The 13,160-nt window shown below is 55.8% G+C and carries 17 protein-coding genes and 1 tRNA gene; 13 read left to right on the forward strand and 5 right to left on the reverse strand.

Features of this window, described 5'->3' with window-relative positions; genetic code table 11:
* Genes PH7735_RS08050 through PH7735_RS08060 form a run of 3 tightly spaced genes read right to left on the reverse strand, consistent with a single transcriptional unit; the run spans position 1 to position 2,042 of the window.
* Positions 1-1,152, reverse strand: coding sequence for an HD domain-containing protein (locus PH7735_RS08050; RefSeq protein WP_058310742.1), 1,152 nt, complete (start codon positions 1,150-1,152; stop codon positions 1-3).
* A complete protein-coding gene (locus tag PH7735_RS08055) occupies positions 1,149-1,382 on the reverse strand; it encodes a hypothetical protein (RefSeq protein WP_058310743.1) in 234 nt (77 codons plus the stop codon). The genes PH7735_RS08050 and PH7735_RS08055 overlap by 4 nt, the downstream gene beginning before the upstream one ends.
* Before the next feature lie 3 nt (positions 1,383-1,385).
* Positions 1,386-2,042 (reverse strand): alpha/beta hydrolase, encoded by a 657-nt coding sequence (locus tag PH7735_RS08060; protein ID WP_058310744.1) that lies wholly within the window; start codon positions 2,040-2,042, stop codon positions 1,386-1,388.
* A gap of 161 nt (positions 2,043-2,203) precedes the next feature.
* Between PH7735_RS08060 and iscR the strand changes: the two genes are divergently transcribed.
* The 13 genes from iscR to PH7735_RS08125 all read left to right on the forward strand — a co-directional run bounded on the left by iscR (position 2,204) and on the right by PH7735_RS08125 (position 11,163).
* Entirely contained in the window at positions 2,204-2,665 is a 462-nt protein-coding gene (iscR, locus tag PH7735_RS08065; RefSeq protein WP_058310745.1) for a Fe-S cluster assembly transcriptional regulator IscR, read from the forward strand.
* Positions 2,666-2,756: 91 nt separating this feature from the next.
* Complete coding sequence (locus PH7735_RS08070; protein WP_058310746.1) at positions 2,757-3,803, forward strand: cysteine desulfurase family protein; 1,047 nt, start codon at positions 2,757-2,759, stop codon at positions 3,801-3,803.
* Between the two features lie 19 nt (positions 3,804-3,822).
* On the forward strand, positions 3,823-5,346 hold the full coding sequence (sufB, locus tag PH7735_RS08075) for a Fe-S cluster assembly protein SufB (RefSeq protein WP_058310747.1): 1,524 nt from the start codon (positions 3,823-3,825) through the stop codon (positions 5,344-5,346).
* Positions 5,346-5,525, forward strand: a complete 180-nt coding sequence (locus tag PH7735_RS08080) for a hypothetical protein (RefSeq protein ID WP_058310748.1) — start codon at positions 5,346-5,348, stop codon at positions 5,523-5,525. The genes sufB and PH7735_RS08080 overlap by 1 nt, the downstream gene beginning before the upstream one ends.
* 2 nt (positions 5,526-5,527) lie before the next feature.
* The gene (locus tag PH7735_RS08085; RefSeq protein WP_058310749.1) at positions 5,528-5,737 is read left to right on the forward strand and encodes a hypothetical protein; all 210 of its coding nucleotides are present in this window, start codon (positions 5,528-5,530) and stop codon (positions 5,735-5,737) included.
* Positions 5,738-5,824: 87 nt separating this feature from the next.
* Positions 5,825-6,325: a hypothetical protein gene (locus tag PH7735_RS08090; protein ID WP_058310750.1), complete on the forward strand. Its 501-nt coding sequence runs from the start codon at positions 5,825-5,827 to the stop codon at positions 6,323-6,325.
* Positions 6,326-6,338: 13 nt separating this feature from the next.
* Entirely contained in the window at positions 6,339-6,653 is a 315-nt protein-coding gene (locus PH7735_RS08095) for a heavy metal-binding domain-containing protein (protein ID WP_058310751.1), read from the forward strand.
* Positions 6,654-6,699: 46 nt separating this feature from the next.
* The gene (sufC, locus tag PH7735_RS08100; protein WP_058311202.1) at positions 6,700-7,455 is read left to right on the forward strand and encodes a Fe-S cluster assembly ATPase SufC; all 756 of its coding nucleotides are present in this window, start codon (positions 6,700-6,702) and stop codon (positions 7,453-7,455) included.
* Positions 7,455-8,744, forward strand: a complete 1,290-nt coding sequence (locus PH7735_RS08105; RefSeq protein WP_058310752.1) for a SufB/SufD family protein — start codon at positions 7,455-7,457, stop codon at positions 8,742-8,744. The genes sufC and PH7735_RS08105 overlap by 1 nt, the downstream gene beginning before the upstream one ends.
* 7 nt (positions 8,745-8,751) lie before the next feature.
* Complete coding sequence (locus PH7735_RS08110; protein WP_058310753.1) at positions 8,752-9,237, forward strand: hypothetical protein; 486 nt, start codon at positions 8,752-8,754, stop codon at positions 9,235-9,237.
* Positions 9,234-9,815 (forward strand): Yip1 family protein, encoded by a 582-nt coding sequence (locus PH7735_RS08115; RefSeq protein ID WP_058310754.1) that lies wholly within the window; start codon positions 9,234-9,236, stop codon positions 9,813-9,815. Before PH7735_RS08110 ends, PH7735_RS08115 begins: the two co-directional genes overlap by 4 nt.
* The gene (locus PH7735_RS08120; protein WP_058310755.1) at positions 9,815-11,035 is read left to right on the forward strand and encodes a cysteine desulfurase; all 1,221 of its coding nucleotides are present in this window, start codon (positions 9,815-9,817) and stop codon (positions 11,033-11,035) included. Before PH7735_RS08115 ends, PH7735_RS08120 begins: the two co-directional genes overlap by 1 nt.
* Positions 11,036-11,086: 51 nt before the next feature.
* Positions 11,087-11,163, forward strand: a tRNA-Arg gene (locus PH7735_RS08125).
* 363 nt (positions 11,164-11,526) lie between these two features.
* Here the strand turns inward: PH7735_RS08125 and PH7735_RS20530 are convergent.
* Complete coding sequence (locus PH7735_RS20530; RefSeq protein ID WP_145865283.1) at positions 11,527-12,111, reverse strand: Rieske (2Fe-2S) protein; 585 nt, start codon at positions 12,109-12,111, stop codon at positions 11,527-11,529.
* A gap of 275 nt (positions 12,112-12,386) precedes the next feature.
* Positions 12,387-13,007: a glutathione S-transferase family protein gene (locus PH7735_RS08135; protein WP_058310757.1), complete on the reverse strand. Its 621-nt coding sequence runs from the start codon at positions 13,005-13,007 to the stop codon at positions 12,387-12,389.
* Between the last annotated feature and the right edge of the window lie 153 nt (positions 13,008-13,160).

Here is a 13,160-nt window from a genome sequence, read left to right on the forward strand (position 1 = left end):
TCAGGCGGCGGCGAACCATGCCCTGATGCGTGATTGCAGATGGTCCCAAATCGCCGGGGCGCCCTTTGCGACTTTCCATCCAACGCGATCTTCAAGCTGTTGGGCGGTCACGTTATATTCAGGCCATGTCCCGCCACCAGTTTCCAGATTGCAGATCACGGGCTGGACCCGATCAATGGATTTCGCAAAGACGGCATCGTCGCTTGTCGCCGCTTCAAACTCGTCCCAAAGCGCACGCAGGGCGGTGCCTTGTTCGTCAGGCAACAGGCCAAAGATGCGGTCGGCAGCGGCCTGTTCTGCAGCTTCCATTTCGGAAATGTCGTGATCGCCGTGAATCGGGCTGTCGCCAACATCGATTTCAACAAGATCGTGAATCAGCAGCATCCGGATCACGCGGTCCAAATCGACGGGGCGCTTTGCGTGCTCGGCCAGAATCAACGCATAAAGCGCGATATGCCAACTGTGTTCGCCCGAGTTTTCACGGCGGCTCGCGTCCAGAATGCGGGTGGCGCGATAAACGGATTTGAGACCATCCGCCTCGGCCAGAAACGCCAGACGTCGTGACATATCCGTGTCTTGGTCAGGCTGCCCCCCTTTGGCCATCAGGCTGGCTTGGACAAAAGCCTCGGGGAAGCTGGATTTGAGGTAGGACGCGCGACCCGTGGACAGGTTTTCGTGCACAATGCCCATGTGATCTGCCAAAGGCTCTTTTGCGTAAAGCACCTGAAACAACGGCTGGCTGTGATCCAGCATCTTTGCAAATTGCGCATCGGGCGTTGTGCTTGCTTCGAACTCGGACCAAAGCGCGGTGAGATCCGCAGCCTGGTCTGGCGGCAAAAGACCAAACACGCGCGCGGCGGCCTCTGTTTCGGCCTGCGCCACGGCGTCCCAATCGGTGTCGAGATGAATGGGGTGGTCCCCAACATCGATTTCCACAAGATCGTGCAGCAAAAGCATGCGGATGACACGCGCTATCGATACCTCGGGGGCAGCGATAGGCGCAAAGACCAACGCATAAAGCGCAAGATGCCAGCTGTGTTCGGCCGAGTTTTCCGCCCGTGACAGGTTCATCAGGACATTAGAGCGCTCAACGGTCTTGAGCTTGTCGGCTTCGTTCAGAAACGCGATGTGTGACTCAATACGCGATGTCATGACTTTCGCAGGGCAAAACCCTTGGCCTTGAGACGGGCATCAAGCTGCGCACGTGCGCGTTCTTCAGAGATGTGAACGCGCACGGCCGTCATGAAGGCTTCGTGCATGGTTGACGAACTCGCCTCGAGGGTGGCGGCGATATCTTGAATCAACTGGTCGTCATCCAGCGCTTTTTGCGCCTCGATCACGTCCCTTGCCAGCTTGTCCGCAAGCTCGTCAAAATATGCCATGTCTTAGCGCGAGGTTTCGGTTAGGCGGCGTTTCACATACTCGGAAACATTGCCAACCATCGTGTCCATATATTCGTCTGTTTCGAAGAAATGGCCCGCACCTTCGATCTGTTGGTGCGTGATGGTGATGCCTTTTTGCTCGTGCAGTTTGCCAACGAGGTTTTCGGTGTCCGCAGGTGGGGCAACACGGTCTGCCGTTCCGTTGATCACCAGACCCGAAGACGGGCAGGGCGCGAGGAACGAGAAATCGTACATGTTTGCGGGCGGCGCGACGGAAATAAATCCGGTGATCTCGGGGCGGCGCATCAAAAGCTGCATACCGATCCAGGCCCCAAACGAGAAACCGGCAACCCAGCAATGCTTGGAGTTGTTGTTCATCGATTGGAGGTAATCAAGCGCCGAAGCTGCGTCCGACAGCTCGCCAACACCTTGGTCGTATTCGCCTTGCGAACGACCGACACCACGGAAGTTAAAGCGCAACACGGTAAAGCCCATGTTGTAGAACGCGTAGTGAAGGTTATAGACGACCTTGTTGTTCATGGTCCCGCCGAATTGCGGGTGCGGATGAAGCACGATCGCAATGGGGGCGTCACGGTCTTTTTGTGGGTGATAGCGGCCTTCGAGGCGGCCTTCGGGTCCTGGAAAAATGACCTCGGGCATGTGTGTCCCTGTCTCCTGCGCAAAGTGTGACAGAAATTCTTGACGAATTTGCTAAGTCACTTTAGAACGTTTCTAAACTTACAGACATATTGTCGGATGCGTTTCTAGCGGCTTAAGGGGTGACGCGCGTCCAGTCAATCAATTCGCTTTGGGAGGCTGCCATGAAACTATCCACGAAGGGACGTTACGCCGTCGTAGCATTGGCTGATATCGCCTTGAAAAAGGATGATGGCTTGGTGACTCTTGCCGAGATTTCAGAGCGTCAGGACATTTCATTGGCTTATCTTGAGCAGTTGTTTGTCAAACTGCGCCGCGCTGGTCTGGTCGAGAGTGTGCGCGGACCCGGCGGCGGATATCGGCTTGCAAAGACGCCGTCCGAAATTCGGGTCGTGGAAATTCTGTCGGCTGTAGATGAGACCGTATCAGCGTTGCACACGGGGGCAGGGGCTTCTGGTGGGGCGTCTGGCACACGTGCGCAGTCGTTGTCGAACCGTTTGTGGGAAGGGTTGTCTGCACAGGTTTATGTTTTTCTTCACCAGACACGCCTGTCGGATGTTGTTGGAAATGAACTGGCCCCGTGTCCTGCGCTGCCCAGCTTGTTTGCCGTGGTGGACGAGGCGTGATCTGTTTCAATTGCCATAAATCGGATGCTTTTCAGCAGGTTTGGTGTGACCAAGACCTACTGCTTTCTGGCCCATGCCAAAGGTGGCTAACATGAAGCCTCGTGTGTATCTGGACCATAATGCGACAACCCCGCTGCGCGCCGAGGCGCGGGCGGCGATGACTGACGCGATGGATGTCATTGGAAATCCATCAAGCGTGCACGCCGAAGGTCGCAAGGCCAAATCGGTTCTTGAACGGGCGCGCGCTGACGTGACGACGGCCTTTGGGGCGGATGGCGCGGATGTGATTTTTACCGCAACCGCGACCGAGGCGGCGGCCTTGGCCCTTCGGGATCGGGCATTTCATGCCGGTGATATCGAACATGATGCGGTGGCCGCTTGGGTTACTTCGGATCTGTCGGTGGGGCTGGACGGCGCGGTCACTGTAACGGAACCGGCGCAAACCGTTTTGCAGGCTGCGAATTCAGAAACGGGAATCGTGCAGAAACTGCCCGAAGGTCTGGCCGTAAGTGACATGACGCAAGCCTTTGGCAAACTGCCTGTGGCCTTTAACTGGTCTGGTTGCCAGATGGCGATGATCTCGGCGCACAAGCTGGGTGGTCCCAAGGGGATCGGTGCGTTGGTTGTCAAACGTGGCACAGACATCGAGGCCCAGATCCGGGGCGGCGGACAGGAAATGGGCCGCCGGTCGGGTACAGAAAACATCATTGGTGCGGCGGGCTTTGCGGCGGCGGCGAAAGCTGCGGCAGATGACCTCGCGAACGGGGTTTGGGATCGGGTTGCATCTCTTCGAGATTTACTGGAAGAGACCCTTGTCGCAGAAGCCGATGACACCATCTTTGTCGGAGCTGGCGTGGATCGATTGCCGAACACGCTCTGCCTCGCGACACCGGGCTGGAAAGGCGAAACGCAGGTCATGCAGATGGACCTTGCCGGATACGCCATTTCCGCCGGATCAGCCTGTTCATCGGGCAAGGTCCGCGCCAGTCGGGTGCTAAAGGCAATGGGATACGCGGAAGAGATCGCCGCAGGGGCGATCCGGGTCTCTTTGGGACCTGAATCAACAGAACAGGACGTACTGGGTTTTGCCGAAAGCTGGCTGGCCCATTACAGGAAACATCGCGCCCGCGCGGCGTAAGCGAACAGGAGAGACGATCATGGCCAGTCTGGACCAGACAGAAGTCAAAGAAGGTGTCGATCAGGAAACCGTGGATGCCGTGCGCGAAGTCGGCGGCAAATACAAATACGGTTGGGAAACCGAGATCGAAATGGAATATGCCCCCAAAGGGCTGACCGAGGACATTGTCCGCCTGATTTCCGACAAGAACGAAGAACCCGAATGGATGACCGAATGGCGTCTTGAGGCGTTCGCGCGTTGGAAAAAACTGGAAGAGCCCGACTGGGCGATGCTGGATTATCCTGAAGTCGATTTTCAGGATCAATATTACTATGCCCGTCCCAAAAGCATGGAAGAAAAGCCCAAATCGCTGGACGAGGTCGACCCAAAGCTGCTGGCGACCTATGAAAAGCTGGGTATCCCGCTGAAAGAACAGATGATTTTGGCAGGTGTCGAGGGCGCGGAAGATGCACCCGCAGAAGGCCGCAAGGTTGCTGTGGACGCTGTGTTTGACTCGGTTTCAGTCGGAACAACCTTCCAGAAAGAATTGCAGGACGCGGGCGTCATCTTCTGCTCGATCTCTGAAGCAATCCGCGAGCACCCCGAGTTGGTCAAGAAATATCTTGGCTCGGTTGTGCCTGTGTCGGACAACTTTTATGCGACGCTGAACAGTGCTGTGTTCTCGGACGGCTCGTTTGTTTACGTGCCACCAGGTGTACGCTGCCCGATGGAGCTGTCGACCTATTTCCGGATCAACGCCGAAAATACAGGTCAGTTCGAACGCACCCTGATCATTGCTGACAAAGGCTCTTACGTGTCTTACCTCGAAGGCTGTACTGCGCCTCAGCGTGACACCTCGCAACTGCACGCAGCGGTGGTCGAGATTGTCATCGAGGAAGACGCCGAAGTGAAATACTCGACCGTTCAGAACTGGTATCCCGGTGATGAAAACGGCAAAGGCGGCATCTATAACTTTGTGACCAAACGTGCCGATTGCCGTGGCGACCGTGCCAAGGTGATGTGGACACAGGTTGAAACCGGGTCTGCCGTGACATGGAAATATCCGTCGTGCATTCTGCGCGGGGACGACAGCCAGGGCGAGTTCTACTCGATCGCGATCACCAACCATTATCAACAGGCCGATACCGGCACCAAGATGATCCACCTTGGCAAAAACACCAAGTCTCGGATCGTGTCCAAAGGTATCTCGGCGGGTTTTGCCCAGAACACCTATCGCGGGCAGGTGTCGATGCACCCCAAAGCGAAAAACGGCCGGAACTACACCCAGTGTGACAGCCTGCTGATCGGTGACAAATGTGGCGCGCACACCGTGCCCTATATCGAAGTGCGCAACAACTCGGCCCGTGTCGAGCACGAAGCCACCACGTCGAAGGTGGATGATGAGCAGATGTTCTATTGCCGCCAGCGTGGCATGGACGAGGAAGAGGCCGTGGCGCTGATCGTGAATGGCTTTGCCAAGGAAGTGCTTCAGGCGCTGCCGATGGAATTTGCCATGGAAGCGCAACAGCTTGTGGCGATTTCGCTCGAAGGGTCTGTTGGCTGATGCAAAACAGGTTGGATAGGGAAGTCACAGGGGCCTTGGCTGGTTTGGGCGTGCAGATTTGCGCGTTCCAGATCACGCCGTCGGTGTCTGCTTCCCTGTTTGATCCCGTTTTTGGTGGCGACGAGGGCAAGGCCTTGTCGCGCCAGATTTCTGGTTTTGCGGACGCAAAAGGAAGATAGGCATGGAAACCATTCATCAACTTATGCAGCAGTCTGCCGGTATCGGTGCGGGCATCGCATTGGGAAGTGCCGTGGGTTTTGTTATTCGCAAAAAGCGGACCGGATCGGGCAAGGGCCTGATCGGGGGATCGGTTTTTGTGACCTCTGCCGTTTGCGGCATGGTCGCGATGGGCGCTTACATGCTGGTTCTGTATCTGGGGTTCGGATCGTGACAGTCTTTGGTGCGCAATCTTCCCCCTTTTGTTTATTAAATTTAAGCACTTGCGCCATGTACTTTGTGCGCGACGAGGACGATTGGAATGAACCAAAGCCAAGGCGGACCACAGAAGTCTTTTCAGGAACGAATTCAACGGATCAACGCGCAGCACGAAGAGGCGGCGCCACCACAAGGCGCGTCTGCGTCGCGGCGAAAACGCGCGGCCCCCGAGGACAAGCCAAAGCTGCCCGTGGTGCCCTTTCTGATTGCCGCCGTTCTGGCCGCAGCGTGCGTTCTGATTGGCAGCATTCTGGCGTTTCATATGAAAGCGATCACGCCGAATGCGCGCAACCTGTTCGAAAACTCGGCCGCCGTGCTGGGGCCGTTCGGGCTGGCGGGGCTGTTTCTGGGCGTTTTGATGATCGGGTTCGGAATGCGCGACAAGCCGCATGTTCTGGGCATCGTGGCCGGAGCGGGCGTGATGTATTTCGCCGAGCCCTACCTGGCTTATCTGCTGCCGGACCTCTGGTCGGGATTTTATACGCCACAGCATCTGGAAAACATGCTGATGCGCACCGGACTTGTTACCCCGTTGGGGCATTAAGCGGAGATTTCGCATGATTGTGACAACCACCCCCTCGGTCGAGGGCCGCAAGATTGTCAAATACAACGGCATCGTCGTCGGCGAGGCCATTATGGGCGCCAACGTGGTGCGCGATGTATTTGCGTCGATCACCGACATCGTTGGCGGTCGCTCGGGCGCATATGAAAGCAAACTGCAAGACGCGCGTGAAACCGCGTTGCGAGAACTTGAGGGCCGCGCGGTGGCCCTCGGAGCGAACGCCGTTGTCGGCGTCGATCTGGACTATGAAGTCGTGAATGGCTCAATGCTGATGGTCTCAGCAAGCGGCACGGCTGTGACATTGGGATAATAGAGCGGCTTTCGGGCCGTCTTTGGAAACGCGAAGGATGGAAAACATGCTGGAAATCAAAAACCTGCACGTCAAATTGGAAGAAGAGGACAAGCAAATCCTCAAAGGTGTCGACCTGACTGTCGAGGCAGGCAAGGTACACGCCATCATGGGGCCAAACGGGTCGGGTAAATCGACCTTGTCTTATGTTCTTTCGGGCCGCGACGGCTATGAGGTGACAGAGGGCGAAGCATCTCTGGAAGGGGAAGACCTGCTGGATCTGGACGCAGAAGAACGCGCCGCCGCTGGCCTGTTTCTGGCATTCCAGTACCCTGTGGAAATTCCCGGTGTCGGCAACATGACGTTCCTGCGCACAGCGGTAAATGCACAGCGCAAAGCGCGCGGCGAAGAAGAAATGAGCGCCACAGAGTTCCTCAAAGTGGTGCGTGCCAAGGCCAAAACTCTCAAGATCGACGCGGACATGCTGAAACGTCCTGTCAACGTGGGCTTCTCGGGTGGCGAGAAAAAGCGTAACGAAATCCTGCAGATGGCCATGCTTGAGCCAAAGATGTGCATCCTTGACGAAACAGACTCGGGTCTGGATGTTGATGCGATGAAACTGGTCTCCGAAGGCGTCAACGCGCTGCGTGACGCAGGCCGGAGCTTCCTTGTCATCACCCACTACCAGCGTCTGTTGGACCACATCAAACCTGATGTTGTGCACATCATGGCCAACGGTCGTATCGTCAAATCCGGCGGTCCCGAGCTGGCGCTTGAAGTTGAGCACAACGGATATGCCGACATTCTGGCGGAGATTGCATAATGGCCGTATCGCAACGCAAACTTGACGCCACCGAAGCGCGTTTGTCAGCGATGGCTCTGCCCGAGGGTGGTGCATGGCTGACAGAAGCCCGCGAGACCGCTTTGGCCCGCGTGCGTGACATGGGATTGCCGGCACGTCGGGACGAATACTGGAAATACACCCGTCCTGACACGTTGGTTGACGCGGCTGCCACGACAGCGGCTGTTTTCGATCATGGTGAGGCGCCGGTTTTCGGAGATATCGACCGTCTCAAGATCGTTTTTGTCGATGGTGTCTTCGATCCTGCGCAATCGGATGCGCTGGACGGGGAAAACCTGACCATTGAACGTCTGGCCGACATCGGTGCTGCGGACATTCATTGGGCCAAAGATCTTTATGGTGCCCTTGAAGCCAAGGGTCAGTCTCCGGTTGAGCGTCCTCTTGCTGCTTTGAACACCGCGTTTGCCACGGATGGCATCGTTATTCGTGCAACCGGTAAGGTGGCCCGCCCGGTGAGCCTGATTTACCAACATGTGTCGGAATCTTCTGATGTAGTGTTGCACCACATTATCAAGATGGAAGAAGGCGCAGACCTGACATTGCTTGAAAACGGTCCGGCAGCGGCACGGTTCAACAAAGTGATGGAAATCGACGTTGCAGACGGGGCAGGGTTCCACCATGTCCGCGCTCAAGGCCGAGATCACGAGCGTCGTGCCATCACCCACATGTTTGGTCGTCTGGGCAAGGAAAGCACGTTCAAATCCTTTACGCTGACGGTGAATGGCGTGATGACACGTAACGAATGCGTGCTTGAACTGACCGGTGATGACGCGATTGCACATGTGGCAGGCGCGGCGTTGGGCGATGGTGATTTCCATCACGACGACACCGTCTTTATCACGCATGACGCTGTGAACTGTGAAAGCCGTCAGGTTTACAAAAAGGTTCTGCGCAACGGCGCAACCGGTGTGTTCCAAGGGAAAATCCTTGTGCAGCCCGGCGCCCAGAAAACCGATGGCTACCAGATCAGCCAGGCGTTGTTGCTGGATGATGACAGCCAGTTTTATGCCAAGCCCGAACTGGAAATCTATGCCGATGACGTGGCCTGTTCGCATGGCTCGACCACTGGTGCGATTGACGAAGAAGGCCTGTTCTATCTGCGTGCGCGCGGGGTTCCCAAGGATATCGCAACCGATCTCATGACGCTGGCATTTCTTGCCGAAGCCGTTGCTGAAATCGAAAGCGATGAATTGTCCGAGGAAATCTCGAGCCGCCTTGAAGGTTGGCTGATCCGCCGGCGTCAGGCTTAAAAACCGGATGTCCGTAATCCGCGATATCGCTGCAACCTATGCCGGTCCACACAAGGTGGTGGACCGGCATCTGGCCATTGGAGAACGCGAAGACCGTGCTTTGGTCTTGGTGATGGCGGCCTGTCTGCTGTTTTTCGTATCCTCTTGGCCGATCAATGCCCGCATTGCCCATCTGGAAGGGCGTGAATTGAACCCGCTTCTGGGCGGTGCCTTGATGGGCTGGATCTTTATTGCGCCACTTGCCTTTTACACACTGTCTTTTGTGGTTGGCCTTGTGTTGTCCGCATTAGGTTGGAAAGGCGGCACCTATGGCAGCCGTATCGCGTTGTTCTGGGCCTTGCTGGCCTCATCGCCTCTGGTCTTGATCCACGGTCTTGTCCTTGGATTTGCCGGGCCGGGAATGGCGCAACAGGCCATCGGTTTGATATGGGTGCTGGTGTTCTTCTGGTTTTGGAGTTCCGGTCTCATGCAAGCAGGCAGGAGCGCCAAATGATTGATCTGATCAAGGTGCTGTTGGTTCAGACCCTGCGCAATCCCACGCAGGCGGGCGAACTGTTGTGCGCCATGAACCTCACACGCGAACAAGGCTGGGCGGCGCTGTTTCTGGCCTGTATTCTCAATACGCTGGCCTATTTCGCGTCGATCACCCTGTTTCCGGTTCCGCCGGAAGCCATGTTGCCGATGATGTCGACGCCGGTCATGGTGCTGGTCACCCTGTCTTCGGCAATGACGGTCAGCGTGTTCGCTCTTTTCTGGACGGGGCGGATGCTGGACGGCAAAGCCCGGTTCGGCGACATCCTCACCATGATCGCCTGGTTACAGTTCTTGCGTGTGCTGCTGCAGCTGGCCACGATTGTTCTCATGTTTATCGTTCCCGGGATCGCCTATATCCTTGTGATGGCGGCAAGCCTTTATGGTCTCTGGGTTCTGATCCACTTTCTCAAGGTGGCGCACCGGTTCAGCTCGACCGGTAAAGCCATTGTGACCCTTGTTTTAGCAACCCTTGGCATGACGATGGGCCTGTCCCTGTTCTTGTCCGTGATGGGTGTTGCAGCCATAGGAATTAGCTGATGTATGATGTCGCGAAAATTCGCCGGGACTTTCCAATTCTGTCGCGAGAAGTGAACGGTAAGCCATTGGTTTATCTTGATAACGGGGCGTCTGCACAAAAGCCGCAGGTTGTCATCGATGCCATCACGAACGCCTATTCAAATGAGTATGCCAACGTGCATCGCGGGCTGCATTTTCTGTCCAATTTGGCAACCGACAAATACGAAGCCGTGCGCGGCACAATTGCGCGGTTCCTGAACGCGAAAACCGAAGACGAGATCGTTCTGAATTCGGGCACCACCGAGGGCATCAACATGGTTGCCTATGGCTGGGCCATGCCGCGGATGCAGGCGGGCGATGAAATCATCCTGTCCGTGATGGAACACCACGCCAATATCGTGCCCTGGCACTTTTTGCGCGAACGTCAGGGCGTTGTTCTCAAATGGGTCGATGTGGACGCCACGGGTGCGCTTGATCCACAGGCCGTGATCGATGCAATTGGCCCCAAGACCAAGCTTGTCGCGGTGACACAGTGTTCCAATGTTCTGGGCACGATGGTCGACATCAAGGAAATCACCGCCGGGGCACACGCCAAGGGCGTGCCTGTTCTGGTGGATGGCTCTCAAGGCTCGGTTCATGCGCCTGTCGATGTGCAGGATCTTGATTGTGATTTCTACGCGATCACGGGGCACAAGCTCTATGGTCCGTCGGGATCCGGTGCAATCTTCTGCAAGTCCGAGCGGATGGCCGAAATGCGCCCCTTTATCGGCGGCGGAGATATGATCAAAGAGGTCTCGAAAGAGGCGGTGGTCTATAATGACCCACCCATGAAATTCGAAGCCGGCACGCCCGGAATTGTTCAGACCATCGGTCTGGGCGTCGCGCTTGAGTATATGATGGACCTTGGCATGGACAATATCGCGGCCCACGAAGCGGGCCTGCGGGACTACGCTGCGCAAAAACTGGGTGGTTTGAACTGGTTACAGGTTCAAGGCACAACCGCGGACAAGGCCGCCATCTTCTCTTTCACGCTGGACGGGGCCGCCCATGCGCATGATATTTCGACGATTCTGGACAAAAAAGGTGTCGCGGTTCGCGCTGGTCATCACTGTGCGGGTCCGTTGATGGATCATCTTGGCGTGACAGCCACCTGTCGGGCGTCTTTTGGTCTCTATAACACCACGGAAGAGGTCGACAAACTGGTCGATGCTCTCGAACTGGCTCACGAACTGTTTGCCTGAGTGCAAATAGCGATTGCGGGGCGCGCCGAGGCTGGCTATACCCCGCATAACGCACCTTTAGCTCAGCTGGATAGAGCGCTGCCCTCCGAAGGCAGAGGCCAGAGGTTCGAATCCTCTAAGGTGCGCCACTCTTTCTGTAAATTCGGTCTATGATGCTGGTTTTCCGCTCTGGAATTGGCACTTTGCATCGTTTCTGAAAGGTTCACTGCGCGATAGTGCAAAGATAGGGGCGCAGAATGCGATGCTGGATGATGGCCACCACCCAGACGCGCCGGTAGGCAAGTGCGATCTCAGCTGGGATCGTCGGCGCGTATGCCGGTGACTTAAAAACAGGTCGTCAACAGCAGGCTGAAACCCTTTATGCGCACGCAAACGAACCGGCCGGTGTCATTGTTTTGTTTACAGGCGGAATCGGGTGTTCGCGACGCTACTCTTAGTGGCGATTGAGCGGAACGGAGCAAAAATTCGCTGCAGTTGCGCCGATGTCGGCTTCAGGGTTTTCCGTCAAGATAAAGCTGGATGCCTTGTCCATCATCGACATACTCCGCTTTTATCACAGTAAGGTTGGTACTACCGCCGCCAATTCTTATACGCCCTGCCAAGTCAAAATGTCCTGCATACAGGCCCTCAAAGAATCCCTCGAAATCACCACTTCTCAGGATCAGGTGTTGATAAGGGTTTGAAAACTCTGCCAACGCAAAGAACCATTCACCTTCCAACGTTACATTTGTATCGTCGGCAAAGACAGTCTGTGCCTGACCCAAAACCCTTGAATTCTGATGTCGCCAACCTTCGGGAGCGTTTTGGCTTGCCGCAAGTGTCCTATCAGTTTCATTGCGCCTCCAGACAATCACTCTACGATTGTTCAGGGATATAATCTCCACATCTCCGGGATTGAAATCAGAGACTTTGATAATTGGTCGGCTTGCCTCTTGCCGTGCAATTACATCCGCTGACGGGAGACCCGTTCGAGCAATGAAAACAATTCCCAGAATGAGTGAGAACACCACCGCTGCCGTGGTCACGCGATATAGAGTGTTTGGACGTCGCATGCTGACAATATGTGTAGACCACATCTGCTCACCCGCAAAACCGAAATGGACCGCAAATCCGAACGGCAGCGCAAACCGATTTAGGCAACAAAGCCAAAGCGGTCATCCGAGCATCACGCAGAATCAAGCATATTGGGCTCATTCCTGCTGTTCGCGGCGCGTTTCGCCGGTGTCCGAATTAGGTCAGATGCATTGGGAAACTTGCCCGTTGGTGTTTTGATCTGGCAAGACTGCGCGTGCTGAGGTCGTGCAGTCTCTAACGAGAAACCGGTAGAGGCCTCTAGCCGCAAAGCAGGTCATCAGGCAAAGGCGTAATCGCCGCCTTTTTCGATGGCGCGTTGATATGCCGGACGCGATTGAATATGGGCCACGAAGGCGGCCAGCTTAGGCAGTTTGTCGCCAAATCCCTGTCGTATGGCGATTTCTGCGGGAAAGCTCAGCATGATGTCTGCAGCGGACAGTTCATCTTGGACGAAATGTCCGGACGGGCGCAGGATGTTTTCCATATATTCAAAGTGGCTTTTTAGCTGATGGGTGATCCGCGGGGTCAGTGGCGCGGCGGCCTCGCCAAGTTTGCTGACATAGAGGTTCAGGAGGATTGGCGTCATGGCCGAACCTTCGGCAAAGTGCATCAGTTCCAGATGGCTGATATAGGCATCCGTGTCTTTTGCGGGCACCAGTTGAGGCCCGTAGTTAGCGCAAAGATATTCTACAATCGCACCGCTTTCCGTGATGATACGGCCATCCACATCGATCATGGGCGATTTGCCCAATGGGTGTTTGGCGATCAGAGACGGGGGCGCGAGGTTTGTCACTGCATCGCGCTGGTGGATTTCGAGGTCATAGGGAACACTGAGTTCTTCCAGCAGCCATAAAACGCGCTGGGACCGAGAGTTGTTCAAGTGGTGGACCGTGATCATGACAATCTCCTGATGTTGACTGTCTGATGCTGACCTGCGTGCGATCATCATGCCAGAACAACGTTGGGTCACTTCGAAAGGTGATGGCCAATCCGCAGAAACGTTATCGGGGCTTTAGTGCGTTGGGCACAGTGTCATTGGCTTTTCACAATG

This window comes from Shimia thalassica (genome assembly GCF_001458215.1).
Taxonomy (GTDB): domain Bacteria; phylum Pseudomonadota; class Alphaproteobacteria; order Rhodobacterales; family Rhodobacteraceae; genus Shimia; species Shimia thalassica.